The following is a 24,034-nucleotide window of genomic DNA, read 5'->3' on the forward strand; positions in this document are numbered from 1 at the left end:
AGGACGGCGCGCGCCATACGCGCTGCAATCAATTGCCGGCGATGATCTGGCGCAAGGCTTGCTCGAACACTTCAGGCGGCTGGCCGCCGGAAATCAGGTGGCGCTCGTTGATGATGACGGCTGGCACTGAATTGATGCCGTTTTGCTGGTAGAAGCGTTCGCGCTCGCGCACCTCGTCGGCATAGGCGCCTGAAGTAAGTACTTCCTTAGCCTTGACGGTATCGAGGCCCACTTCGCCCACTACTTTCAGCAGCAGTTCGTGCGAGGAAGGATTTTCGCCTTGCGTGAAATACGCATCGAACAGGGCCATTTTCAGCTCTTTCTGGCGCCCTTCCAGCTCGGCCCAGTGCAGCAAGCGGTGGGCGTCGAAAGTATTGTAGATGCGGCCGCGTTTATCCATGGCAAAGGTAAAGCCCAGCGCTGCGCCGCGCGCACGTATCGCTTCGCGCGATTGCGCCATCTGTTCTTCGGTGGAACCGTATTTTTGGGCGATATGTTCGCCGATATCCTGGCCCTCGGGCACCATATTGGCGTTCAGCTCGAAGGGCTGGAAATGGATCTCGGCCTGGGCCGTGTCTTTCAGCTTGTCCAGCGCCTGTTCCAGCGACTTGAGGCCTATCACGCACCAGGGGCAGGAGACATCGGAAACGAAATCGATACGGACGGGAGTAGGGGTAGACATGTGGCAGCCTTTGCGCGAGTCGGTGGCAGCCGCACGGTGCGGCGCCGCAAGCCCAGCATATGCGTGCGGCGCCACAAAAATCAAGCATTTACTTTTTCTTGCCAGCCGCCTTGGCTGCCTCTTTCTTGCCGCCGATCTTGCTTTCCTTACCAGAGAGCAAGTTGGCAATATTCTGGCTGTGACGGTAGGCCAGCAGCACGCTCATGGCAATCACGGCCAGCAAGATGGGATCGACGCCGAACAGCAAGCCGTAATAAAACGGTGCGAACAGGGCTGCCACCAGCGCGGCCAGCGATGAATAGCGGAAAGCGTAGGCGATGATCAGCCAGGTCGCCAGAGTTGCCAGGCCCAGCCAGACATTGATGCCCAGCAACACGCCCAGCGCCGTCGCCACGCCCTTGCCGCCGACGAAACGGAAGAAGATGGGCCACAGATGGCCGAGGAAAACGGCAATCGCCACCAGCGCGATAGCTGTATCGCCAACGCCCAGCGCGCTGTCAAAGTGCGAGGCCAGGAACACGGCCAGCCAGCCCTTGGCGCCATCGCCGAGCAAGGTCATGATGGCGGCGCCCTTGTTGCCGCTGCGCAGCACATTGGTCGCGCCCGGATTCTTCGAGCCATAGGTGCGCGGATCGGCAATGCCGAAAACCTTGCTCATCACCACGGCAAACGATATCGAGCCGAGCAAGTAAGCGGCCACTGTCATTGCCAAGGTTGTGATTACTGGATTCATTTGTTCCCTTTGTTAATTATTTCCCTGACATCAAGGCCAGGGCAGCAGAATATACACCAGGCGCGCGCCCGATAACAGCTCTCAAAACAGCCATCAATCCTTCAAGGCGCATTGCACCGGCCTGGCTTGCAATAAATCGAGCAGCACCTGCGGCGCCAGCGAGACCAGGAAACCACGCCGGCCGCCATTGATGTAAATGCGCGGCAAGGCCAAAATGGTTTCTTCCACGTAGACGGGCATGGCCTTTTTGGTACCGAACGGCGAAGTGCCGCCTATCATGTAGCCCGAATGGCGCTGCGCCACTTCGGGCTTGCACGGTTCGACGGACTTGCAGCCGATTGAGCGCGCCAGGTTCTTGGTCGAGACCTTGCAATCGCCATGCATCAGCACGATCAGCGGGCGCGCCGCCTCGTCCTGCATCACCAGTGTCTTGATCACTTCATGTTCGGGCACGCCCAATTCACGCGCCGAAACGCTGGTGCCGCCGTATTCCTCGTAGGGGTAAGGGTGTTCATTGAAGGAAACTTGATGCTTGCGCAGCATCTGCGTCGCCTGGGTTTCGGAAATATGCTCTTTTTTAGCCATGCGTGATACGCTGATCGTTCAGTGAGGAGTGCTAATTATGCAGGAAGAAATCCGCTTTGCCACATTCAATGTCTGCAATCTTGCTCCCGCCGGGACAAAATTGTATGACAACCTGGAACCGTTGACGCAGGTGCAATATGAGGCCAAGCGCGAATGGACGGCGCGGCAAATCGACCTGCTGGGCGCCGATGTGATCGGTTTCCAGGAAGTTTTCTCGCAAGCGGCCCTGCGCGACGTGCTGGCCCACACGCGCCACTACCGCGATGCCACGCAAGCGGGCATCGATGCGGTCGATGGCCATGGGCGCATGCTGCCTTCCGTGGCGCTCGTATCGCAGTTGCCGCTGGCCGGGCCTGGCATCGCCTACCCCACCTTCCCTGCCGGCGTCAGCTTGCCAGTCGATGGCCATGCCAGCGATGCCAACCTGGGCCGCTATGCACGCGCGCCCCTGCATGTGCAAGTCGTGCTGCCTGGCGGACACCTGACCGACGTGCTGGTCGTACATCTGAAGTCGCGCCGGCCCGATTACCGCAATGGCGATGGCAATACGGTCCTCAATTACGCGCTGGCCAACCTGCGCTCGCTGCAGCGGCGCGGCGCGGAAGCGGTGGCGCTGCGCGTGCTGGCAAGCGAACTGGGCCACAGCGGCCGTCCCCGCATCGTGCTGGGCGACTTCAACGACATCGCCAATGCCGTTACCACCGCCATCGTGATGGGCGCCGGCGCGCCAGACGAAACGGATCACGAGGCGGGCCAGGCCAACAATATGCGCGAACGCCTGTACGACAGCAACGCCATCCAGTTGCGCCAGGATTATCTGCGCCATGTGGGCTACACGAATATCCACGACAGCGCCTATATGACGATCGACCATATTCTTGTCTCCGAGCACTTTCACCCCGCCTCGCCGCGCGCCATCGGCCTGGTGCTCGACGTGATTTACCTGAACGACCATTTGCTGCAGGCGCTGCCGCAGGCGTCCGACCATGGCCAGGTGCTGGTCCGTATCAAGCTCCTGGGCAATATCGGCTAGGCAAGCAAGCTTGCCAGGGCACTGCCAGCGACTTGTGTGCTGGCATAATATCCCTGGTACTGGTCGCAGCCCTGCGCCCGCAAATAGGCCAGCTGCTGCGGTGTTTCCACACCCTCCGCGATCACGGTCAGCTGCAATGTACGCGCCATGGCGATGATGGTCGCCGCCACCGCCGTATCGGCTGGCTCCCCGCTCGTGCCTTGCAGGAAAGAGGGATCGATCTTCAATTTGTCCACCGGGTAATGGCGCAAGTTCGCCAGCCGTGAATAGCCGGTGCCGAAATCGTCGATGGTCAAGCCGAGTCCCAGTGCGCGCAATTGCGCCAGCACCTCAGCCAGGCGCACGCCCCCTTTCATCAAGGTCGTTTCCGTCACTTCCAGCGCCAGCGAGGCCGGCGGCAAACCCGATAGGCGCAGCGATTCCTGTACGCTGTCCAGCAAGTTATTCTGGATGCATTGCGCAGGCGACAGATTCACCGACACGCTCAAGGCATGGCCCGCGTCGTGCCAGGCCCGCGCGCGCAGGCAGGCGTGCCGTACGACCCAGTGTCCGATCGGCACCATCAAGCCGGACTCCTCGGCCGCCAGCATGAAGCGTTCAGGTTTCAGCAAGCCCAGCTGCGGATGCTGCCAGCGCAGCAAGGCTTCCGCGCCAACCACTACCCCACTGGCGATATCGATCACGGGCTGGAATTCCAGCAGGAACTCGCTGTTATCCAATGCCTTGCGCAAGCCTTGCTCCAGGCTGGCCCGCTCAAGGATTTGCGCATTCATGGCCGCATTGACGAACTGAAAATTGTTACGTCCCAGCTGCTTGGCGTGATACATGGCCGTATCGGCGTTGCGCATCAGGGTATCGATATCTTCCCCATCGCTGGGAAAGATGGCCACGCCGATCGAGGCCGACACCTGCAATTCATAGGCGCCCATCCGATATACCTGCGTGACGGCTTGCAGCACGCTGGCCGCCACATGGGCCGCCTGGTCAACGCCGCCCACCTCGGCCAGGATGATGACGAATTCATCGCCGCCATGGCGGCTGACAGTATCGACACCGCGCACACAGCGCACCAGGCGCCGGGCCACTTCCTTGAGCAGCAAATCGCCCACGTGATGGCCCATGCTGTCGTTGATATGCTTGAAGTGATCGATATCGAGGTACAGGATGGCCAGCATGCTCAGTTTGCGCCGCGCCGCCGCCAGCGCCAGCGACAACCGGTCCAGCAGCAACACGCGGTTCGGCAAGTCGGTCAGGAAATCGTGCTCGGCCAGGTGGCGCGTCTGCTCCTCGCTGCGTTTGCGTTCGCTGATATCGCTGAGGATCGCCATATAGTTGCTGGCCCGGCCCTGGTCGTCGCGGATGGCCGTCAGCGATAGCCAGGCCGGATAGCGCGCGCCATTCTTGCGTTGCGCCGCGATTTCCCCTTGCCAATAACCATGATGGGCCACGATATCCCACAGGGACGCATCCAGCGCTTGCTGCTCGGAGGCGAAGGGCTGGCCTTTCAGCTCATCGGCGCTATAGCCGCTGATCTCGCTATAGGCCGGGTTAATGCTCAGCACTTTTTGTTGCTGATCCATCACGACAATGGCCTCGCGTGCATGTTCGACAACCTGTGCCGCCAGGTAGAGCGATCGCTCGGCCAGCTTGCGTTCGGAAATATCGCGGATCACCGCGTAGAACAGGTAACTATGACCGAGGGTAATCGAGGTGAGCAAGACTTCGCTCCAGAACGGCTCGCCCGAACAGCGCAGGTATTGCCATTCGTAACGCCAGTTGCCCGCCGCATGCGCCTGCGCCGCCAACTGCGTGCCCAGCAAAGCTGATGGATTGCCACACGCTTGCTGCGGCGGTGAAAAATCGCTGAGACGGCGTCCAATCAGGAGCTGCCGGTCTTCGCATAAAAACAGCTCGATGGCGGCGGGATTGAGTTCGGCGATGATTTCATCGCGCAGCAGCAAAATGGCGTCGGAGGATTTCTCAAACAGCTGGCGAAAGTTATCTGCCATCAACAACAAGGCGCTGACCGACATGCCTTGCTGCTGGCTGGCCGAGATATCGACATCGATGCAGAATACCTGCTGCACGCGCCCTGCCTGCAACACGGGGAACAGGCTGGAGCAAATGCAGCGCGGCGCAATCTCATCGGCGCACAGATTCCACAGCCGCAAGGACCTGGCCCTGCCTGTTTGCCAGACGCTGGCCAGTTCTTCGGCAAAACCGGCGCCATCGGCAAGACCTGGCGCAGCATCCGGTACAGCGCCGTCGGACCAGTCGCCAGCTACGCTGCGCCAGTGTTGTCCCATCGCTTGCCCGGCGCTCACACCATACAGGCGCGCCGCGCCAGCGCTCCAGTAGCGCACGACACCATCGCGGTCCAGACCGCGCACAGCCATGCCGGGCGCCTGCTCGACGGCCTCGACCAGGATGGACAGCAAGTCCAGCGCCCTGGCGGCCGGCCCCATGCCAGGGTCGGCAGGGACCAGCAAGCGGCCCGGCGGCGCGGTCGATCCGCTCATTCGATCAGACATCTTTCCCTCCGCGTCACGGCTGCAGCGCAAGCAGCGGCCCGCCCGGCCTGTCCGGTAGTTCCGCCATCCTGTCCATTCTTGCGCGCCGGGGAATCGTGCCATTGACACGGCTCAAGCGTGCCGGCTGGCTCCATCTGCCGTTTTTGCATTCCATGCCCGTTTTTGCGCACTCTGTCGCATTTGCATGGCGAGTCCGCCAACAACTTCATAAAGTAGCAACATGCGTATCATCGTGATCGGATGCAAACGGCAGGCGTGCCGTTTGCATCCAGCATGGTGATACGCTACCCGAATTCCCTGGCCAGCCATCGCCGGAGCCGTATCGAGAACATGCGCCGGACCTTCCATTCAAGCTTGCGCAGCCTCCATTAAAAGAGCCTTATGAAAAACGAGACCTTGCCCCCACTACCCACATCCATCCCTGCCAGCCGCGCCCGCCGCTGGCGCGCTCCTTTGCTGATCCTGCTCGTCGCGGGCCTGGCCGGCGGCGGCTGGACCGTGATGCAATCGAGGCAGCAGGCAGCCAAGGTTGCCGAAGCGCAAGCGAGCAAGAAGAAGCAAGCGGACAAGACACCCGTGCACGAGCTGGCGCAGGGCGACGTGGCGGCCATCGGCGCGCGCGCACTATCGGTCAGCCTGCCCTTGTCCGGTTCACTGGCGCCCCTGACGCAGGCAACCATCAAGGCCAAGGTATCGGGCGAAATCCACGAAACAACGGTACGCGAAGGCCAGCAGGTGGCGGCCGGCCAGATCCTTGTGCGCCTGGACGCGGCCGACCAGCGCGCCCGTCTGACGCAGCAGCAAGCCATGCTCGATGAAGCGCAGGCGCGATTGTCGATGGCGAGTAAAAACGAAGCGAACAGCCAGGCACTACTCAAGCAGAAATACATTTCGCAAACGGCCTACGACACCACGCAAAACTCGGTGGACCTGGCGCGCGCCAGCGTCAAATCGGCAGCCGCCATGGTCGACATCGCCCGCATCGCGCTGGCCGACACCGTGATCCGCGCGCCGATGGCCGGCATCGTCAGCAAGCGCCATGTGCAGGCTGGCGAAAAGGTCGCTCCCGACATGCCGGTGTACACCATCGTCAACCTGGCGCAACTGACCCTGGAAGCGCCCGTGCCCAGCTCGGAAATCCCGCGCATCAAGATCGGCCAGGACGTGCATTTCAAGGTCGATGGCTTTGGCGAACGCGATTTCGCCGGCAAGGTCACGCGCATCAATCCCACCACCGAGAGTGGTTCGCGCGCCATGCTGGTGTATATCGCCGTGGACAATGGCGATGGCGCGCTGCGCGGCGGCATGTTCGCCAAGGGCAGCATCGTCACGGAACGCTCGGCGGTGGCGCCGCTGGTGCCATTGACGGCGCTGCGCAAGGACAAGAAAGGCACGGTCGTGTATGCGCTGGTGGGCGGCAAGGTGGTCGAGCAAGCCGTCACCCTGGGCCTGCGCAACGAAGATGAAGGTTATGCCGAAGTGACGGCCGGCCTGGTGCCCGGCGCCAAAGTCATCGTCGCCAGACTCGATGGCGTCAAGCCCGGCCATGCCGTGAAATTTGCAGCACCTGCTGCGACGCCCGAGGCACAAGCGGCCGTCCTGGCGCAGAAAGGCTAAGCCATGTGGATGACCAAAGTCAGCATACAGAACCCCGTGTTCGCCACCATGGTGATGGTGGCGCTGGTGGTGCTGGGCATATTCTCTTACCGGGGCTTGGGCGTGGAAAGCATGCCCAGCGTGCAGTTTCCGTTCGCCGCCATCGAAGTGAATTATCCGGGCGCTTCGCCCGAAGCGGTGGAAAACGACATCACGCGGCCGATCGAAGACGCCGTCAATACCGTCAGCGGCATCAAGACCATCCGCGCCAACTCCTGGGAAGGGCGCGCCGGCGTTTACCTGGAATTCGAGCTGTCGACGAATATGGACAAGGCCATGCAGGATCTGCGTGACAAGGTGGCCCTGGTGCGTCCGCGCTTCCCCAAGGAAGCCAAGGACCCGTTCATCGCGCGCGCCGAAGGCGATAATGAACGTCCGATCGCCACCATCGTGCTGACCTCGACCGGGCATGACCTGCGCGAGCTGTCGACCATGACGGACCAGATCATCAGCAAGCGTTTCCAGGCGGTGGCCGGCGTCGGCCAGGTGAAACTGCGCGGCCTGCGTTCGCGGCAAATCCTGATCAGCCTGAAACCGATCGAACTCAATGCCCAGGGCATCGGCGTCGATGAAGTGATACGCGCGATCCAGGCCACCAACACCAATCTGCCAGCCGGCTCCATCAGCCATGGCGCGGCCGAACAGCTGGTGCGGGTGGAAGGCAAGATCAAGGATGCGCGCGAATTTGGCAAGATCATCGTGGCGCGGCGCGCCATCGGCCCGGTCTACCTGGACCAGGTGGCGACTGTGGTCGATGGCGAGCAGGAAGAATTGTCGATCTCGCGCGTAAATGGCAAACAGGCCGTGACCATGGAAATCACCAAGGTGCAGGACGCCAACGTGGTGGAAGTGGGTACCGGCATCCTGAAAGTGGCGGCCGAAGTGAAAAAAACGCTGCCGCCCGATATCGATCTGCGCGTGCTCGACGATGAGTCGGAGCGCGTGCAAAGCCAGCTCAATAACGTCAAGCGCACCATCATCGAAGGCGCCGTGCTGACCATGGTGATCGTGTTCCTGTTCCTGCACTCGTGGCGCAGCACCATCATCACGGGATTGACCCTGCCGATTTCCGTGCTGGCCAGCTTCATCGCCATGAAAGCCTTTGGTTTTACTTTGAACTTCCTGACCCTGATGGCGCTCTCCTTGTGCATCGGCCTGTTGATCGATGACGCCATCGTGGTGCGCGAAAACATCGTGCGCCACCTGGGCATGGGCAAGAACCACTACAAGGCGGCCAACGACGGCACCAATGAAATCGGCTTGGCCGTGATGGCTACCACCTTCGCCATCGTCGCCGTGTTCGTGCCGGTGGCCTTCATGGACGGCATCATCGGCCGCTTCTTCCTGCAGTTCGGCATCACGGTGGCCGTCGCCGTGCTGGTGTCGCTGTTCGTCAGCTTCACGCTCGACCCGATGCTGTCGTCGGTCTGGCGCGACCCGGTCAAGGACCGCTTCAAGTATGCGCCGTGGCTGGGCCGCTTCATGGCCTGGCTGGAAACCGGCATCGACCGCCTGCACGTCTGGTATGGCAAGGTGCTGGCGGTGGCCCTGCGCTGGCGCAAGACCACCCTGGCCACGGCGCTGGCGCTGTTCGTGGGCAGCCTGATGCTGGTGCCGATGATCGGCGGCGAGATGTTCCCGGAAACGGACCAGGGCTGGGTCAACCTGCGCTTCAAGACGCCGGTCGGCTCCAGCCTGGAATACACCGATACCAAGGTGCGCCAGATCGAGACGGCCCTGAAGGAGTTCCCGGAAATCGACAGCCTGGTGGCCAACGTGGGGACACAGGATGGACGCAATGCGGCCGAAGTCAACCTGAAACTGACGGACATCAAGACGCATAAACGCCGCTCGCAGCAAGAGCTGGAAAGGCTGATACGCGACCGCTTAACGCCGATAGCAGGCATCACCCTGTCGGTCGGCAACCGCCCCATCTTCATTGCGATTCTGGGCACTGATGAAGGCAAGCTCGATGAAGTGGCGCACCGGCTGATGGACAAGATGCGCACCATCAAGGGCATCGCCGATATCGAATACAGCCAGGAAGGCGCCAATCCATCGACCACGGTGAAGATCAATAACGAGCTGGCCAGCGACCTGGGCCTGTCGGTGCAGCAGATCGGCACCGCCCTGCGTCCCTTCGTGGCGGGCGACACGGTCAGCCACTGGCTGGCGTCCGACGGCCAGAACTACGACGTCAATGTGCAGCTGCCCAAATCGGGCCGCCAGAAAGTGGCCGACCTGGCCGACCTGTCGCTGGCGTCAAACAAGCTTGACGAAAACGGCAAGCCGATCATGATCCCGCTGCGCCAGGTGGTCGACTTCGTGCCGTCGTCCAGCCCGCAAGTGCTGAAGCGCCAGGCCTTGCAGCGCCGCGTTGCCATCTATGCCGGCGTGCAGGGCCGCCCGGCCGGCGACGTCGACGCCGACGTGCAAAAAGCCATCAAGGCCATCGACCTGCCGCCTGGTGTGCGCTTCGACGTGGCCGGCAATGCGCAGCAGATGGCCGAAACCATGGGCGGAGCCATGATGGCGCTGGGGATCGCGGTGATCTTCATCTACCTGGTGCTCGCTTCGCAGTTCGGCAGCTTTTTGCAGCCGATCGCCATCATGGTGTCGCTGCCGCTCTCCCTGATCGGCGTGCTGGCAGCGCTGCTCATCACGGGCAGCACCCTGAACATCTTCTCGGTGATCGGCTTCATCATGCTGATGGGTCTGGTGACCAAGAACGCGATCCTGCTGGTGGACTTCACCAACCAGCGCCAGCGCGAAGGCCTGGGCCAGTTCGAAGCGCTGATGGAAGCGGGGCAAGTGCGTTTGCGCCCCATCCTGATGACCACTCTGGCGATGGTGTTCGGCATGCTGCCGATGGCGATCGGCATGGGCGACGGCGGCGAATCGCAGGCGCCGATGGGCCGCGCCGTGATCGGCGGCGTGATCACCTCGACCATCCTGACCCTGGTGGTGGTGCCCGTCGCCTACACCTACCTCGATAGCCTGGGCAAGCGCGCCGCGCGCTTCTTTGGCGGCGGCGCCGATGCCGGGCATGAGCCCGAGACTGCGCTCCACCCTTGATCAGGCTCACCGTCCCCGCACCGGCGGGGGCGGTCCTGCGCTTTCTGAAGAGATGTTCAGTTGACGAAAAAGACAGGGCTGGCTAGACTCTGCCCGTTATCAATTGAATGGAGTGATTCGTGGGTACTGGTTCCAGTGACGGTAGTCGATCGCGGTTCGACGATTAAGCCTGGCAAGACGCGGATTTCTCTCCCGCCTTGCCAAGGCAAGGTGCGGTTATACAACAGCGGTGCATGGCGCCGCCCCCTCCTCTACATCGTTTCCCCATCGGCTGCTGACCTATAGTGGCATGGCCGGGCACACTGCCCGTGCCAGACAAGACTCGCCTGTCCTTCCTGCTCACACAGGAGAAAAAAATGATCTGGTATGACTTTGTGCTGCGCGTTGCCGCAGCCCTGACCCTGGGCGCGCTGATCGGCGCCGAACGCCAGCTGCGCCAGCGCATGGCGGGCCTGCGCACGAATGCGCTGGTGTCCGTCGGCGCCTCGCTGTTCGTGATGGTGTCGGTACTCGAAGCCAATCCGGACGGCCGTTTGCGCATCGCCGCGCAAGTGGTGTCGGGTATCGGTTTTCTGGGCGCAGGCGTCATCATGCGCGAAGGCATGACGGTGCGCGGCTTGAACACGGCCGCCACCCTGTGGTGCTCGGCCGCCATCGGCATCCTGTGCGGCCTGGGCTACGCCATGGAAGCGGCCATCGGCACCGGCTTCGTGCTGGTCGCCAACCTGGTGCTGCGCCATATCGCCCAGCGCATCAACGCCCATGGCCTTGCCGCCGGCAGCGAGACGGAAAGCATCTACCGCATCACCGCCGTCTGCGAGGCAGAACAGGAAGTGCTGGTGCGCAAACTGATGCTGCGCATGATCAGCGGCATGCCGGCGCTGATGCTGCAATCGCTGCACAGCGAAGACGCGCCGCAGGCAGGCCGCATCGAAGTGCGCGCCGACCTGTTGACGCCTTTGTCCAGCCTGGGGCTGCTGGAACAGATCGTCAGCCAGGTCAGCCTGGAAGGCAGTGTCTCGGCCGTGCGCTGGGCACTGGTCAATAACGCAGAATTTGTCGCAGAGCGAGGTGTATGATGAAATTTTTGAAATCGATTTTCCAGGCGAGCGCCGTCCGTAAAACCCCTGCCGTGGCCACCTACCGCCTGACCGTCACCTGCCCCGCCACGCAGGCGGACCGCGTCGTGTGTCTGCTGCTGGCCGAGCTCAAAAGCGCGGGCCTGGCGCCGTCGCAAATCCTGCGCAGCTGGGACGAAGACAAGAACGTGGTGCAACTGATCGCCATGGTGCTGTGCCAGCTGGTGCAGCGCGCCGTGCTGGTGCGCTTCATCAACCGCGCAGGCGCCCTGCCGCAAGTGCGCCAGGTGCGCTGGGAAGGCGTGGCGCCCGCCTGAGCGGGGCGTCAAGTCGCCTTGCGGGCCAGGCTGAAACGGGCGCCGGCGCGCAGCAGCGCCTGTTTCGTCACGCGCTGCAGGGCCGGCTCGCAATACACGGCCACCAGCCAGGCGCCACACAGCGAAAAAGCCAGCGCACCCGCCAGTGCCAGCCAACGTCCGGCGCCCGCTTGCACCAGGCCGACCATCAGGTGTGCGCCGGCCACCTGGTGCAGCAGATACAGGGGAAACGTCATCATGCCAGCCGTTTTCAGCAGGCGCAAAAACCACTGCGGCAAGGCATGCACGCGATGATTCTTGCGCACCGAGACAATGATCCAGGCCAGCGCGGCCAGCCAGCACAGCACCGGTATCCAGGCTGAAAAAGCCGTACCCGTGGTCTCGTCTGTCGCCGATGACGTCAGGGCGATTTGCAGACAGCCCGCAGCGCAGAAAAGCACGCACCACAGGCGGTTTTCGCGGCAGCTATGCTTGACCAGCTCCAGCCACAGAAAAATCCCGAGCGCAAAGAAGATGCCGTGGTGTACCAGCAGCAGCCCCAATATCCGCGAGCGGCGCAATTGCTGCATCAGTTGGAAGAACTGCCCCGCATCCCCCATGCTGGCCACCCATGCCGCCAGCCAGAACAGGGTACTGGCCAGGCCGATCACCATGGCAAGGCGGTTGATCCAGCTAAATTTGCCACGCAGCACCAGCAGGAAAACCAGGAAGTAAAAAACGATCTCGATGCCCAGCGTCCAGTAGGCGTAATCGATCCATGGCGCGATAGGGATGAACAGCACGCTATGCAAAAAAGCCCGCAAGGTCTGGACCAGACTCGATTCGCCGGCTGTCAGCACGGCCACCAGTGTGACGCTGGCGCAAATCCAGACACCGGGCCCCAGGCGCACCACGCGGCTGACCAGGAAATCAAAACTGCCGGAGCGTTCACCGGAGAAGGCAATCACGAAGCCGGAAATGACAAAGAAGATTTGCACGCCGACCCAGCCGAAATGAGTGCTGGCAAACAGCTCGGGGAAGGAAATCAGATGCTGCAACTGGGGTGAGGAGACCGGCGAAGGATCGGCCCAGAACCAGAAACCATAGTGGTAGGCTACCACCAGCATGGCGGCGATAAAGCGCAGCGCATCGAGGCCGATCACGTGACGGGGATTAAGTTGGGTGCGCTGATTCATGCTGCCATGTATATTATTGAAAAATCTTACACGAATAGTATCATTATTGCATTTAAAATTGATGACAAAATGAATCAGCGTTGCTGATCAGCATCACCCGACGATACCGTCTTCTCCCCCTCCCGCTGGCAGGCGCATGGTAAACAGCGCCCCGCCGCCAGGCCGGTTCAGCGCTTCGATACGGCCGCCATAGGCATGCACGATGGCTTGCGACAGGGCCAGCCCCAGGCCAAAGCCAGGCGCTTCGCCCGCGCGCGCTCTGGCGCCCCGGTAAAAGCGCTCGAACAGATGCGGCAATTCATCGACGCTGATGCCGGGACCCGCATCGCTCACCCCCAGCAGCGCGTCCATGCCATCGCGTGACAGGTGTACCGTGATCAGGCTGTCCGGTGGCGAGAATTTCACGGCGTTGTCGAGCAGGTTGGCCAGCACCAGATCTACCGGCCCGGGCGCCACGCGGGCGCTGATGCCGGGCGCATCCACAGGCGTATCCTGCAGCACGATACGGATGCCCCGTGCTGCCGCCACCGTTTCCAGGCGCCGCACTGCCGCCAGCGCCAGCGGATACAGCGCCACGGTTTCCACCGCGCTGCGGTCCTGGCCCACGTCGAGGCGGGTCAGCATCAGCAATTCCTCCACCAGCGTCGTCAAACGCTGCACTTCATCGAGGCAGGATGCCAGCGCGGCCACATACTCGGGCGTCTCGCGCGGACGGCGCAGGGTGATTTCAATTTCGGTGCGCAAACGCGACAGCGGCGAGCGCAATTCATGCGAGGCGTCGGCCGTGAAGCGGCGCTGCGCATCGTAGCCCGTTTCCAGCCGTTCCAGCATGGCGTTCAGGGTGTCGACCAGGCGGCCGATTTCATCGGGTGTGCCAGGATGGGGCAAGCGCCGCGCCAGGCTCGCCTCGCCGATAAAATGCGCTTGCTGCACCACGTCGTCTATCGCCCCCAGCACGCGCCGCGTCAGCATCTCGCCAGCCAGGCCGACCGCCGCCAGCAGCGCCAGCGCCATCGCCACGAACAGCATGGTGGCCGACGCCAGCGTGTGATTGACGTCATCGAGCGAACCGGCCACCTGCACCGCCAGGCGCACGCCCCCGTGATGGACGGGAATCGACACCATGCGCACCGGCTCTTCGCCAAAACGGGGCAAGGTTTCAAACACGGTTTCCCCCGCGTCCAGGCGCGCCAGCAAGCCAGGATCGGCTGGCAGGCGCGCTGCCTCCAGGTTGCGGCTGCGCGCCAGCACATGGCCCTCGCCATCGATGATCTGTACCAGGCGGTCCAGCCGCGTCAGCGAAGGCGGCGCCATGCCAGGCGCCACTTCGTGCACGGTGACACCCTGGTGCGGCGTGGCCGGCAGCATCGCCATTTCCGTCTCGCCCAGCGCCAGCAGGGCCGCATCGAGCTGGCCATGCACGGCGCGCGACAAACCCCAATAGCCCGCCAGCGCGGTGCAGCTGACAATCGCCAGTATCACCGCCAGGTGCACCAGCAGCAGGCTTTTGCGCAAGCTAAACACTGTCGCTTTCCGCCAGGCGGAAGCCGCGTCCGCGCACCGTATGTATCAGTTGCGGCAAGCCGGGCGAGTCCACCTTGCCGCGCAGATTGCGCACGTGGACATCGATCAGGTTATCGATGCCGATCAGGTCCGCCTGCCAGATCTGCTCGGCCAGGCGCGCGCGGCTGACCACTTCGCCCGCCTGGCGCAGCAGTATCAGCAAGATCGCATACTCCTTCGGCGTCAGGTCCAGCACCGCGCCAGCGCGCGTGACCTTGTGGCTGACCGGATCGAGCGCCAGGTCTGCCAGCGCCAGCACCAGCGGGCGGCTGATATCGGAGCGGCGCAGCAGCGCACGGATGCGCGCCAGCAGCTCTTCGAACTCGAACGGCTTGGTCAGATAGTCATCGGCTCCTGTATTGAGACCCACTACCCGGTCCGCCGTGGCGTCGCGCGCCGTCAGCATCAGGATGGGCGTCTGGATGGAGCGCGCGCGCAAATCGCGGCACAGATCGATGCCCTGTTTTCCGGGTAACATCCAGTCGAGCACAATCATGTCGTAATCGACGGCGTAGCTCTCCTCTTCGCCGTCTTCGGCGCTGTGCACCACGTCGACGACAAAACCTTCTTCCTGCAAGCCGCGCGCCAGCAGCCGCGCCGCCTTGCGGTCATCTTCTACCAAGAGGATTCTCATGCCTGTCTTTTCCCGTCATGCTGTGTTTTTCTTGATTTCATTTTACCGCGCCGCGCCTGGCCCCGCCGCTAACCTGAAGAAGGATTCAGGAATACTTGGGAAGATCTTCAGGCGTGTGCTGCTATGCTTTTCCAGCGCTGAAAAAGCGGTGCACCAACCCGTATCAATCAACTCACAGGAGAAAGCGTGGACCCAGACTCGCCTGCCAGCATGTGCCGAAAAGGCCGCCGCTCGATTCCAGCCTGACCGCCGCGCCCCGTGCTTCGCCACGGCACGCCACGGGCCCAGTCCTGGACCCGCACGGCAACCTTCTTACGCTCTACCCCTCTTCGGCACCACCCACTGACCGCCCGCCAGCGCCCGCGCGCTGCCGGAGCTGGACATGCCTGCGCATGTTCCTGCACAAGATAAATCAATCAATAACAAGGATTACCGGGATGAACTCGACCACCCCTATCTCGCTTGGCGCCTGCAGCCTTTGCGCTATCGCCCTCGCCTGCAGCATGCTGACTGGCTGCACCAAGCAAACAGAGGACGCAGCGCCACCTGCCGCAGCCAACCATATGGACGATGGCACCATCAGCGTGCCGAAAACTTCGCCGCTGCGCCAGCGCCTGCAAGTGGCTGCCGTGACCGAACAGGATATCGCCGTGCAAACGAGTGCACCGGGCGCCATCGAGGCCATGCCGGAAAAACTGGTCAAGGTCACGCCGCCCCTGTCGGGCCGCATCCTGCGCCTGCAGCGCGCGCTGGGCGACACCGTGAAAGCAGGCGACGCCCTGTTCACGCTGGACTCGGCCGACCTGAGCGCCGCCTATGCAGACGATAGCAAGGCCCGTTCGGCGCTGCTGCAGGCACGCCAGGAACGCGACCGCCAAAAGACCCTGTTCGAAGCGGAGATCGCCGCGCGCAAGGATTATGAAGCGGCCCAGGCATCGTTCGAGCAGGCGCAGAGCGACGCCCACGCCAGCGCCGACAAGCTGGCCCAGTACGGCGCCCCTGTTGGTGGCTCGCGCCGCGACTATGTGCTGCGCTCGCCGATTGCCGGCACGGTGATCGAGATGAATGGCGCCCAGGGCGGCTACTGGAATGATATCAACGCCCCCGTGATGACGGTGGCCGACCTGTCCACCGTCTGGCTGTCGGCCAATGTGGCAGAAAAAGACCTGGCGCAGCTGGCTGTGGGACAAAGCACCCGCATCACGCTCGACGCCATGCCAGGCCAGGAGTTCGAAGGCAAGGTGGCCTATATCGGCGCCGTGCTCGACACCGATACGCGCACGGTCAAGGTGCGCGTCTCCATCGATAACCGCAATGGCAAGTTCAAGCCCGGCATGTTCGCCCATGCCGGCTTTGCCGGTGCGACCCGCCGCGTGATCGTGGTGCCGGCCGCCGCCCTGCTGCAAAGCGGCTTGTACACCAAGGTGATGGTGGAGCGCAGCACTATGCGTTTTGAAGCGCGCATCGTGCAAGTGGGCGCCACCCTGCAAGACCAGGTGGAAATCCTCTCCGGCCTGAAGGCGGGCGAACGCATCGTCGTCAAGGAAGGAGTGCTGCTCAATGATTGATTCCTTCATCACCACCTGCTTCAAGCGGCGCGGCATCGTCTGGCTGGTGCTGCTGTTCGTCACCGTGTACGGCATCTACAGCTGGAAGCAGCTGCCGATCGAAGCCTACCCCGACATCGCCGACGTCACCTCGCAAATCGTCACGCAGGTGCCGGGCCTGGGCGCCGAGGAAATCGAACAGCAGATCACGATACCGCTGGAACGCGCCCTGATGGGCACGCCGGGCATGCATGTGCTGCGCACGCGCAGCCTGTTCGCACTATCGCTGATCACCGTCGTCTTCGAAGATGGCAGCGACGGCTACTTCACGCGCGAGCGGCTGCAGGAGCGGCTGGCCACTGTGAGCTTGCCGTATGACGCCAAGCCTGGCCTCGATCCCTACACCTCGCCCACCGGCGAAATCTACCGCTACACGCTGGAATCGAAATCGCGCAGCCTGCGCGAATTGTCCGAACTGCAGTTCTGGACCGTGATTCCACGCCTGCAAAAAGTACGCGGCGTGGCCGACGTCAGCAATTTCGGCGGCCTGACCACGCAGTTCACCCTGGAACTCGATCCGGCCAAACTCAATAGCTACGGCCTGTCGCTGTCGCAAGTGAAAGACGCCATCAATGCCAACAACGCCAGCGGCGGCGGCAGCATTATCGACCGTGGCCAGCAATCGTATGTGGTGCGCGGCGTGGGCTTGCTGCACTCGCTCGACGACATGGGCAATGTGGTGGTCTCCGCCAAGAACGGCGTGCCCGTGCTGGTAAAAGACCTGGGCAAGCTCGTCTACGGTAACGTGGAGCGGCGCGGCATCCTGGGCAAGGATAACAATCCCGACACCATCGAAGGCATCACCCTGCTGCTGAAGGATTTTAATCCGTCCGAAGCCTTGAGCGGCATCCATGCAGCCGTCGATGACCTGAACCACAACCTGCTGCCGAAAGACGTGAAAGTGGTGCCCTATCTGGACCGCACCTCGCTGATCGAGGCCACCCTGCATACGGTGGGATTTACCCTCGGTGAAGGCATGCTGCTGGTGGCCCTGGTGCTGCTGCTGTTCCTGGGCAGCCCGCGCGCAGCGGCCATCGTGGCGTTGACGATCCCGCTGGCCCTGCTGATCGCCTTCATCTTCATGCACCACTTTAAAATCCCGGCCAACCTGCTGTCCCTGGGGGCGATCGACTTCGGCATCCTGGTCGATGGTTCCGTGGTAGTGCTGGAAAACATACTGCGCCGCCGCGAACGCGAGCAGGACCGGCCTTTGACCCTTCGCGACGGTATCGAGTCGACCTTGCAGGTTGCCCGCCCCATCATGTTCGGCATGGCCGTCATCATCGCCGCCTATCTGCCCCTGTTCGCCTTCCAGCGCATCGAATACAAGCTGTTTTCGCCGATGGCCTATGCGGTCGGCTCGGCCCTGGTGGGCGCGCTGGTGGTGGCCCTGATCCTGATTCCAGGCCTGGCCTGGCTGGCATTCCGCAAGCCGCGCAAGATGTTCCACAACCGCGTGCTTGAAACGCTGTCGGCGCGCTATGGCCGCTTCCTGGAAAACATGGTGGGCAAGCGCCGCTGGGTGGCAGCCGTCTGCGCCGCTGCGCTGGCAGGACTGGTGATATTGGGTGGCACCATCGGCCGCGACTTCCTGCCCTACCTCGATGAAGGCTCCTTGTGGCTGCAAGTGCAGATGCCGCCGGGGATCACCCTTGACAAGGCCTCGGAAATGGCGACTGAACTGCGCCGCGCCACGCTGGAATTCCCGGAAGTGTCGACCATCGTCACGCAGACGGGCCGCAACGACGACGGCACCGACTACTGGACGCCGTCGCATATCGAGGCGAGCGTGGGCCTGCATCCGTATAAAACCTGGAAGTCGGGCATGACCAAGCAGGAGCTGATCGCCAGGATGAACGAGCGCTTCAAGCGCATGCCTGGCTACACGGTGGCCTTCATGCAGCCGATGATAGATGGTGTGCAGGACAAGCTGTCGGGCGCCCACAGCGACCTGACCGTCAAGGTGTTCGGCAATGACCTCGATGAAGTGCGCGGCATCGCCGGCCAGGTGGCCGACCTGCTCAAAACCGTGCCGGGCGCCTCCGACGTGGCAGTCGACGTGGAACCGCCGCTGCCCAATCTGAAAGTGGAACTGGACCGCGCGGCTGCGGCCCGCTATGGCATCAACGCAGCTGACGTGGCCGACCTGATTTCCACCGGCATCGGCGGCGCGCCTATCGGGCAAGTGTATGTGGGCGAAAAAAGCTATGACATCGCCGTGCGCTTCCCGTTTGAAGTGCGTTCCAGCCCCGATGCGATTTCCAACCTGATGCTGACGGCGGCCGACGGCGCCAAGATCCCGCTGGCGCAGGTAGCAAAAATCACCACCACCTCGGGTGAAAGCGTGATCGTGCGCGAGATGGGCAAGCGCAACATCATCGTGCGCCTGAACGCCCGAGGCCGCGACCTGGCCAGCTTCCTAGACGAAGCGCGGCCGCTGCTGGAAAACAAGCTGCATTACGACCACCAGCGCATCAGCCTCGAATGGGGTGGCCAGTTTGAAAACCTGCAGCGCGCGCAAGCCCGCCTGGCCATCATCCTGCCGATGACCCTGGGCGCCATGTTCCTGCTGCTGTTCGGCCAGTTCCGCAACCTGCGACAGCCCACCCTGGTGCTGCTGGCCGTACCGCTGGCGATGCTCGGCGGCCTGGCTGCACTGCATTTGCGCGGCATGACCTTGAATGTGTCGAGCGCGGTCGGCTTCATCGCCCTGTTCGGCGTGGCTGTGCTCAATGCGGTGCTGATGCTGGCGCAAATCAACCGCCTGCGTACGCATGAAGGCAAGAGCTTGCGCGAAGCGGTACTGGAAGGGGCACGCGACCGCATGCGCCCCGTGCTGATGACGGCCACCGTCGCCGCCTTGGGCCTGACGCCCGCCATGCTGGCCACGGGCCTGGGTAGCGACGTGCAGCGCCCGCTGGCAACCGTAGTGGTGGGCGGCCTGGTGACAGCCACCGCCCTGACATTGCTGCTGCTGCCTGCCCTGTACTACCTGATCGAGGCGCGCGTTGCCGCGCGCCCGGCCCAGACTGAAGGAGAAAACGATGATGAAACAATTTAAATTCAATTCCCGCATGGCGGCCAGCGTTGTGCTGGCCACCACTGTGGCATCGCTGATATCGCCGGCCGCCGTCGCGGCCACGCCCCTGAACTTCGCCAGCTACCTGGCGGCGGTGGAAGCGCATAGCCTGGAATTGAAAGCCCAGAACGAAACGGTCACTTCGGCCAAGGCTGGCGTCGGTATCGCCGGCATCCGTCCCGACCCCGAATTTTCCATCGGCGCCTCGCGTGAAACAGTCAAGACGGGCGCCAACCGTCCCGTCACCTGGACGCCGACCGTCAGCATGGTGATCGAAACAGGCGGCAAGCGCGATGCACGCCTGAAGGCGGCGCGCAGCAACGTGCTGCTGGCCGAGGAAACCGTGGCCGGCTTCAGGAGCGAGCTGTATGCCACTGCGGCAGCAGCGTACACGGAAGCGTGCCGCACGCGTGAAGTCGTGGCCCGCAAGGAGCAAACCATGACGGCCCTGTCGAAAGTGGTGGACGCGAATGGCGTACGGCGCAAGGTGGGCGACGTGGGCGGCATCGAACTGCTGCAATCGCGCGTCGAGCGCGACCAGTTCCAGGCCGAGCTGATGCAGGCGCGCAGCGATGCCGACAGCGCCATGTTGAATTTATCGCCAGCGCTCGGCCAGCCCTTCGAGACCCTGTTCCCGGACGCGCAACTGAGCTGCGACCTCACTGCCTTTGACGCCGGCAGCATCAGCAAGCTGCTGCCGCAGGCGCTACTTGAACGCAACGACGTGCGCATCGCCCGCGCCACGCTCGACAACCTGCGCGACAGCGCCTCGCTGGTGCGCGCCAACCGCTCGGTCGATCCTACCGTGTCGCTGGGCGTATCGGCCGCGCGCGGCTACCACGACAGCGTCGACGCCAATGGCGACCCGGTCGACGGCACGCCGCGTTCGCGCGCACTGAGCCTGTCGCTGTCGATCCCGATTCCGCTGTCGCGCCGCGACAAGGGCGACATCGTGCAGGCCGAAGCCGGTGTCACGCAAGCCATGCTGGCACTGCGCCAGGCCGAACTGAAGGCGGAAACCGACGTGCGCACGGCCAGCGTGCAACTGGCTTCGGCCCAGCAACGCCTGGCGCGCTACCACGACGGCGTGCTGGTCGATGCGCAAAAAGTGGTCGATGGCATCCGCCTGTCCTACTTCAGCGGCAATGCCTCGCTGCTGGAATGGCTGGCGGCCCAGCGTTCGGCCGACGACGCCTATCAGGGCTATCTGCAGGCGCGCGCCGACGTGGCGATCGCCAGTACGCAGCTGCAACTGGCCATCGGCCAGCGTCCCATCCTGTAACGGGAGCCTGCCATGATCAAACCTGGCCACCGCGCTTTTCCCCGTACCGTCTCGCGCAAGCTGGCCAACGATTTGCTGCGCGCCTCGCGGGCCGACGTGCCCGCCGTACTGGTGGGCTTGCGCAGCCGCGAAGAAGGACTCAGTTCCAGTGAAGTGGCGGCGCTGCAGGCGCGCCACGGCAGCAACCAGGTGGCGCATGAGCGGCCGCTGCCCTGGTGGCGGCAGCTGTGGCAAAGCTACCGCAATCCTTTCAACCTGCTGCTGTCGGTGCTGGCCGCCGTCTCGCTGCTCACCAGCGATGTGCGGGCAGCAAGCGTGATCGGCACCATGGTAGTGCTGTCGACCTTGCTGCGTTTCGGCGTCGAGCGCCGCTCGCATGGCGCGGCACTGCGCCTGCAAGCCATGGTGGGCAATACAGCCACCGTGCTGCGGCGCGACCTGGCCCACGAAGCGGCCGCCGATGCGCTCCGCTATTTCGAGGTGCAGCTGCATGGCCGCGATTCCAGCGCGCTGGAAGTGCCGTTCATTGCGCTGGTGCCGGGCGAGATCGTGCTGCTGTCGGCGGGCGACATGATACCGGCCGACTGCCGCGTGCTGGCGGCCAAGGATTTGTTTGTCAGCCAGGCGGCGCTGACGGGCGAGTTTTTCCCGGTCGAGAAATTCGTCGACCGCCAGCGCTTTGCGGGCGACAATCCGCTGGAACTGGACAACCTGCTGTTCATGGGCACCACCGTGGTGTCGGGCACGGCCACGGCGGTGGTGCTGACGACGGGTAGCCGCAGTTATTTTGGCGCCGTCGCCGCGCAGCTGAGCGAACGGGAGCGCGAGCCGACAGCCTTCCAGGCGGGCGTAAACAGCGTCAGCTGGCTGCTGATCCGCTTTGCGCTGGTGCTGGCGCCTTTCGTTTTGCTGATCAATGGCGCCGCGCGTGGCGACTGGAGCGAAGCGTGTCTGTTCGCCCTGTCGGTGGCGGTCGGCCTGACGCCGGAAATGCTGCCCGTGATCGTCACCGCGGCACTGGCCCGTGGAGCGGCCATGCTGGCGCGCCGCAAAGTGATCGTCAAGCGCCTGGACGCGATCCAGAACATGGGCGCGATGGATGTACTGTGCCTGGACAAGACGGGTACCCTGACCCAGGATGCGCTGGTGGTGGCGCAGCACACAGATGCTTTGGGCGCCGACAGCGGCACCGTGCTGCGGCTGGCTTTTTTGAACAGCCATTTCCAGACCGGCTTGAAAAACCTGCTGGACACGGCGGTGCTCGCGCATATGCCGCCCGAAACGGCGCAGGAACTGGCGCAGCGCTACCGCAAGATCGATGAGATTCCGTTTGATTTCCAGCGCCGCCGCATGTCGGTGATCGTCGGCGCAACAGACAGCGACGAAGGCGACGGGCAGCATAGGCTGATCTGCAAGGGTGCGCTGGAAGACGTGCTGTCCGCCTGCACGGCCGTGCGCCAGGGTACAGACACGCTGGCGCTGGACAAGGCCGTGCTGGAGCGTTTGCTGCGCGTCACGCGCGCACTCGGTGAACAAGGCTTGCGCGTGGTGGCGGTGGCCGAACGGGCCGTGCCGCGTGCGCAAACGACGTTTTCAAGCGATGATGAAAAGCAGCTGACACTGGTCGGCTATCTGGCCTTCCTCGATCCCGTCAAGGCCAGCGCGGCGCAGGCGCTGGCGGCACTGACGGCGCAGGGCGTGACCCTGAAGATACTCACAGGCGACAATGAACTAGTCACAGGCAAGGTGTGCCAGGAGCTGGGCTTGTCGGTATGCGGCATGGTGCTGGGGCCGCAGATCGAACGCCTCGATGATGTGCAACTGGCGGCAGTCGCTGCCCGCAATACCGTCTTTGCGCGCCTGACACCGCTGCACAAGGAACGCCTGGTGCGCGCCCTGCGCGGCGATGGCCATATCGTCGGCTTCATCGGCGACGGCATCAACGACGCGGCGGCCCTGCGCACGGCCGATATCGGCATTTCGGTCGACACGGCCGTCGACGTGGCGCGCGACGCGGCCGACATCATCTTGCTCGACAAGGATTTGACGGTGCTGGCGGCCGGCGTGCGCGAGGGCCGCAAGACCTTCAGCAATATGCTGAAATATATCCGCATGTCGGCCAGTTCGAACTTCGGCAATGTGTTTTCCGTGCTGGTGGCCAGCGCCTTTTTACCGTTCCTGCCGATGCTGCCGCTGCACCTGCTGGTGCAAAACCTGCTGTACGACGTGTCGCAGGTGGCGATCCCGTTTGACCATGTCGATGAAGAGTTGCTGAGCAAGCCGCTGCAATGGAATCCAAAAGGCATAGGCCGCTTCATGCTGTATTTCGGGCCATTGAGTTCGATCTTTGACTTGCTGACGTTTGCGCTGATGTGGTGGGTGTTTCACGCCAATACGCCGGCCAGCCAGGGCTTGTTCCAGTCGGGATGGTTCGTGGTGGGCTTGCTGACGCAAGTGCTGGTGGTGCACCTGATCCGCACGCCGAAACTGTCGTTCTTTGACAGCGTAGCTGCCTGGCCAGTGCTGGCCATGACGGTGGTGATCATGGGCATCGGTATCTATCTGCCGATGGGCCCGCTGGCGGGCTACTTCCAGCTGGTGGCGCTGCCGCTCGCCTACTTCCCTTGGCTGCTGGGAATACTGCTGTGCTACGTGGTGCTGGTGACGGCCTTGAAACGCTGGTATATCCGCCGCTACGGCTGGCGCTGAAGCGGCAGATGCACAAAGTACATCGTTAATCAGGCTGTGCCGGCGCTGCAATGGCGTCGGCATGGCCGAACTCTGCTTCAGACTCGGACTCTGCATCCGATTCAGCGTCATCGTCTCCCTCGCCATCGACTGGCTTGGGATTGTTTTTCGCTTCCAGCTTGCGCCGGGCTTTTTCTTCGGCCTTGCGTTTCTTTTCCAGCTCTTTTTGTCGCTTTTCGTATTGGAAATTGGTCTTGGCCATGAACTACCTCTTGAGTGTTTAAATGTGACAGCTGTACACACCAGGCACATTAT

Annotated in this window: 17 protein-coding genes; 9 read left to right on the forward strand and 8 right to left on the reverse strand. The window is 62.9% G+C overall.

Annotated features, from left to right (window positions below; all coding sequences use genetic code 11):
• Positions 1–28: 28 nt before the first annotated feature.
• From HDE75_RS08125 to ybaK, 3 genes are all read right to left on the reverse strand, one after another.
• Complete coding sequence (locus HDE75_RS08125) at positions 29–682, reverse strand: DsbA family oxidoreductase (protein WP_183675266.1); 654 nt, start codon at positions 680–682, stop codon at positions 29–31.
• 88 nt (positions 683–770) lie between these two features.
• Positions 771–1,415 carry a glycerol-3-phosphate 1-O-acyltransferase PlsY gene (gene plsY, locus HDE75_RS08130; protein ID WP_260173801.1) on the reverse strand — a complete coding sequence of 215 codons (645 nt, stop codon included), beginning with the start codon at positions 1,413–1,415 and terminating at the stop codon, positions 771–773.
• 93 nt (positions 1,416–1,508) lie between these two features.
• Positions 1,509–2,000 (reverse strand): Cys-tRNA(Pro) deacylase, encoded by a 492-nt coding sequence (ybaK, locus tag HDE75_RS08135; protein ID WP_183675264.1) that lies wholly within the window; start codon positions 1,998–2,000, stop codon positions 1,509–1,511.
• Positions 2,001–2,037: 37 nt separating this feature from the next.
• Here ybaK and HDE75_RS08140 point away from each other — a divergent pair, with 37 nt between their 5' ends.
• The gene (locus tag HDE75_RS08140) at positions 2,038–3,033 is read left to right on the forward strand and encodes an endonuclease/exonuclease/phosphatase family protein (RefSeq protein ID WP_183675262.1); all 996 of its coding nucleotides are present in this window, start codon (positions 2,038–2,040) and stop codon (positions 3,031–3,033) included.
• Here the strand turns inward: HDE75_RS08140 and HDE75_RS08145 are convergent.
• Positions 3,030–5,564, reverse strand: a complete 2,535-nt coding sequence (locus HDE75_RS08145) for a sensor domain-containing protein (RefSeq protein WP_183675260.1) — start codon at positions 5,562–5,564, stop codon at positions 3,030–3,032. The two genes, HDE75_RS08140 and HDE75_RS08145, sit on opposite strands and share 4 nt — an antisense overlap.
• A gap of 381 nt (positions 5,565–5,945) precedes the next feature.
• Between HDE75_RS08145 and HDE75_RS08150 the strand changes: the two genes are divergently transcribed.
• From HDE75_RS08150 to HDE75_RS08165, 4 genes are all read left to right on the forward strand, one after another.
• Positions 5,946–7,181 carry an efflux RND transporter periplasmic adaptor subunit gene (locus HDE75_RS08150; RefSeq protein ID WP_183675258.1) on the forward strand — a complete coding sequence of 412 codons (1,236 nt, stop codon included), beginning with the start codon at positions 5,946–5,948 and terminating at the stop codon, positions 7,179–7,181.
• Between the two features lie 3 nt (positions 7,182–7,184).
• Positions 7,185–10,295 carry an efflux RND transporter permease subunit gene (locus tag HDE75_RS08155; protein WP_183675256.1) on the forward strand — a complete coding sequence of 1,037 codons (3,111 nt, stop codon included), beginning with the start codon at positions 7,185–7,187 and terminating at the stop codon, positions 10,293–10,295.
• 356 nt (positions 10,296–10,651) lie between these two features.
• On the forward strand, positions 10,652–11,374 hold the full coding sequence (locus tag HDE75_RS08160) for an MgtC/SapB family protein (protein ID WP_183675254.1): 723 nt from the start codon (positions 10,652–10,654) through the stop codon (positions 11,372–11,374).
• The gene (locus HDE75_RS08165) at positions 11,371–11,691 is read left to right on the forward strand and encodes a hypothetical protein (RefSeq protein ID WP_183675252.1); all 321 of its coding nucleotides are present in this window, start codon (positions 11,371–11,373) and stop codon (positions 11,689–11,691) included. Before HDE75_RS08160 ends, HDE75_RS08165 begins: the two co-directional genes overlap by 4 nt.
• Before the next feature lie 8 nt (positions 11,692–11,699).
• Here HDE75_RS08165 and HDE75_RS08170 read toward each other — a convergent pair whose 3' ends face one another.
• The 3 genes from HDE75_RS08170 to HDE75_RS08180 all read right to left on the reverse strand — a co-directional run bounded on the left by HDE75_RS08170 (position 11,700) and on the right by HDE75_RS08180 (position 15,063).
• Positions 11,700–12,866 carry an acyltransferase family protein gene (locus HDE75_RS08170; protein ID WP_183675250.1) on the reverse strand — a complete coding sequence of 389 codons (1,167 nt, stop codon included), beginning with the start codon at positions 12,864–12,866 and terminating at the stop codon, positions 11,700–11,702.
• 93 nt (positions 12,867–12,959) lie between these two features.
• Positions 12,960–14,390, reverse strand: coding sequence for a HAMP domain-containing sensor histidine kinase (locus HDE75_RS08175; RefSeq protein ID WP_183675247.1), 1,431 nt, complete (start codon positions 14,388–14,390; stop codon positions 12,960–12,962).
• Positions 14,383–15,063, reverse strand: coding sequence for a response regulator transcription factor (locus tag HDE75_RS08180; RefSeq protein WP_183675244.1), 681 nt, complete (start codon positions 15,061–15,063; stop codon positions 14,383–14,385). Before HDE75_RS08180 ends, HDE75_RS08175 begins: the two co-directional genes overlap by 8 nt.
• 437 nt (positions 15,064–15,500) lie before the next feature.
• Between HDE75_RS08180 and HDE75_RS08185 the strand changes: the two genes are divergently transcribed.
• Genes HDE75_RS08185 through mgtA form a run of 4 tightly spaced genes read left to right on the forward strand, consistent with a single transcriptional unit; the run spans position 15,501 to position 23,740 of the window.
• Entirely contained in the window at positions 15,501–16,631 is a 1,131-nt protein-coding gene (locus HDE75_RS08185) for an efflux RND transporter periplasmic adaptor subunit (protein WP_183675241.1), read from the forward strand.
• Entirely contained in the window at positions 16,624–19,731 is a 3,108-nt protein-coding gene (locus HDE75_RS08190) for an efflux RND transporter permease subunit (RefSeq protein ID WP_183675238.1), read from the forward strand. Before HDE75_RS08185 ends, HDE75_RS08190 begins: the two co-directional genes overlap by 8 nt.
• Positions 19,715–21,031 carry a TolC family protein gene (locus tag HDE75_RS08195; RefSeq protein WP_260173802.1) on the forward strand — a complete coding sequence of 439 codons (1,317 nt, stop codon included), beginning with the start codon at positions 19,715–19,717 and terminating at the stop codon, positions 21,029–21,031. Before HDE75_RS08190 ends, HDE75_RS08195 begins: the two co-directional genes overlap by 17 nt.
• Before the next feature lie 12 nt (positions 21,032–21,043).
• On the forward strand, positions 21,044–23,740 hold the full coding sequence (gene mgtA / locus HDE75_RS08200; protein ID WP_183675236.1) for a magnesium-translocating P-type ATPase: 2,697 nt from the start codon (positions 21,044–21,046) through the stop codon (positions 23,738–23,740).
• Between the two features lie 25 nt (positions 23,741–23,765).
• Here mgtA and HDE75_RS08205 read toward each other — a convergent pair whose 3' ends face one another.
• Complete coding sequence (locus HDE75_RS08205; protein WP_183675234.1) at positions 23,766–23,981, reverse strand: hypothetical protein; 216 nt, start codon at positions 23,979–23,981, stop codon at positions 23,766–23,768.
• Between the last annotated feature and the right edge of the window lie 53 nt (positions 23,982–24,034).

This window comes from Janthinobacterium silvisoli, assembly GCF_014200725.1.
Lineage (GTDB): Bacteria > Pseudomonadota > Gammaproteobacteria > Burkholderiales > Burkholderiaceae_D > Janthinobacterium.